The sequence below is a fragment of the Actinoplanes philippinensis genome, from assembly GCF_900113015.1.
In the GTDB taxonomy this organism is placed as follows: Bacteria; Actinomycetota; Actinomycetes; order Mycobacteriales; family Micromonosporaceae; genus Actinoplanes; species Actinoplanes philippinensis.
The window spans coordinates 1-2,666 of the sequence record NZ_FONV01000050.1 but is presented as its reverse complement, the minus strand read 5'-3'; the positions used below and the strand labels follow the sequence as shown (position 1 = coordinate 2,666).

Annotated in this window: 1 rRNA gene; it reads left to right on the top strand. The window is 56.1% G+C overall.

Annotation, left to right across the window (positions count from 1 at the left end):
• Positions 1–2,662: ribosomal RNA gene (locus BM290_RS46905) — 23S ribosomal RNA — on the top strand; the annotation flags it as partial.
• Between the last annotated feature and the right edge of the window lie 4 nt (positions 2,663–2,666).

The window sequence follows — 2,666 nt, the reverse complement described above, 5'->3', positions numbered from 1 at the left end:
GTGTTCCCGAGTAGCAGCGGACTCCTAGAATCTGCTGTGAATCTGCCAGGACCACCTGGTAAGGCTGAATACTTCCTGGTGACCGATAGCGGACTAGTACCGTGAGGGAATGGTGAAAAGTACCCCGGGAGGGGAGTGAAATAGTACCTGAAACCGTTCGCCTACAATCCGTCAGAGCCTTTAGGGGTGATGGCGTGCCTTTTGAAGAATGAGCCTGCGAGTTAGTGGCATGTGGCGAGGTTAACCCGTGTGGGGTAGCCGTAGCGAAAGCGAGTCTGAATAGGGCGTTTTAGTCGCATGTTCTAGACCCGAAGCGGGGTGATCTAGCCATGGGCAGGTTGAAGCGTGGGTAAGACTGCGTGGAGGACCGAACCCACCAACGTTGAAAAGTTGGGGGATGACCTGTGGTTAGGGGTGAAAGGCCAATCAAACTCCGTGATAGCTGGTTCTCCCCGAAATGCATTTAGGTGCAGCGTCGCGTGTTTCTTGCCGGAGGTAGAGCACTGGATGGTCTAGGGGGCCCACAAGCTTACTGAAATCAGCCAAACTCCGAATGCCGGTAAGTGAGAGCGCGGCAGTGAGACTGCGGGGGATAAGCTTCGTAGTCGAGAGGGAAACAGCCCAGATCGCCAGCTAAGGCCCCTAAGCGTGTGCTAAGTGGAAAAGGATGTGGGATCGCATGGACAACCAGGAGGTTGGCTTAGAAGCAGCCACCCTTTAAAGAGTGCGTAATAGCTCACTGGTCAAGTGGTTCCGCGCCGACAATGTAGCGGGGCTCAAGCACACCGCCGAAGCTGTGGCATTCACACATTAACTCCGCTTCACTCCTTGAGAGTGTTGTGCAGGTGTGTGGATGGGTAGGGGAGCGTCGTGTAGCGGGTGAAGCGGCGGAGTGATCCAGTCGTGGACGCTACACGAGTGAGAATGCAGGCATGAGTAGCGAATGAAGGGTGAGAACCCCTTCCGCCGGATGACCAAGGGTTCCAGGGCCAGGCTAATCCGCCCTGGGTGAGTCGGGGCCTAAGGCGAGGCCGAGAGGCGTAGTCGATGGATAACGGGTTGATATTCCCGTACCCGCAAAGGAGCGCCCAAGACGAACCTCGTTGTACTAACTACTTGAACAATTCAATGGCTTCGGCCGGCGATGCGGGAGACTAGGACCTTGACGGGTAGTAGTTTAGCGATGGGGTGACGCAGGAAGGTAGATGATCCCGGCCGGTGGTTGTGCCGGGGTAAGCGTGTAGGACGGTGTGTAGGCAAATCCGCACACCACATAGTCTGAGACGTGATGCCGAGCCGTTCTGGTGAAGTCATTGATCCTATGCTGCCGAGAAAAGCCTCTAGCGATGTTCTGAGCGGCCCGTACCCGAAACCGACACAGGTGGTCAGGTAGAGAATACCGAGGCGACGGGTGAACTGTGGTTAAGGAACTCGGCAAATTGCCCCCGTAACTTAGGGAGAAGGGGGGCCGGACGCGTGAAGCCCCTTGCGGGTGGAGCGTGGTATGGCCGCAGAGAGCAGGGGGAAGCGACTGTTTACTAAAAACACAGGTCCATGCCAAGTCGTAAGACGATGTATATGGACTGACGCCTGCCCGGTGCTGGAACGTTAAGGGGACCTGTTAGCTCTTTGGGGCGAAGCGGAGAACTTAAGCGCCAGTAAACGGCGGTGGTAACTATAACCATCCTAAGGTAGCGAAATTCCTTGTCGGGTAAGTTCCGACCTGCACGAATGGCGTAACGACTTCCCCACTGTCTCAACCACAGGCCCGGCGAAATTGCAGTACGAGTAAAGATGCTCGTTACGCGCGGCAGGACGGAAAGACCCCGGGACCTTTACTATAGCTTGACATTGGTATCCGAATTTAATTGTGTAGGATAGGTGGGAGCCGGTGAAGCTCGGACGCCAGTTCGGGTGGAGGCATTGTTGAAATACCACTCTGTTGGGTTTGGGTATCTAACTTGCGGCCCTGATCGGGTCGAGGGACAGTGTCTGGTGGGTAGTTTAACTGGGGCGGTTGCCTCCTAAAGGGTAACGGAGGCGCCCAAAGGTTCCCTCAGCCTGGTTGGCAATCAGGTGTTGAGTGTAAGTGCACAAGGGAGCTTGACTGTGAGACTGACGGGTCGAGCAGGGACGAAAGTCGGGACTAGTGATCCGGCACTTGCGTGTGGAAGCGGTGTCGCTCAACGGATAAAAGGTACCCCGGGGATAACAGGCTGATCTTCCCCAAGAGTCCATATCGACGGGATGGTTTGGCACCTCGATGTCGGCTCGTCGCATCCTGGGGCTGTAGCAGGTCCCAAGGGTTGGGCTGTTCGCCCATTAAAGCGGTACGCGAGCTGGGTTTAGAACGTCGTGAGACAGTTCGGTCCCTATCCGCCGTGCGCGTTGGATACTTGAGAAGGGCTGTCCCTAGTACGAGAGGACCGGGACGGACGAACCTCTGGTGTGCCAGTTGTTCCGCCAGGAGCATGGCTGGTTGGCTACGTTCGGAAGGGATAACCGCTGAAAGCATCTAAGCGGGAAGCTCGCTTCGAGATGAGGTATCCCACCACCTTGAGTGGGTAAGGCTCCCAGCTAGACGACTGGGTTGATAGGCCGGAGATGTAAGCACGGTAACGTGTTGAGTTGACCGGTACTAATAGGCCGAGGGCTTAACCACCTTA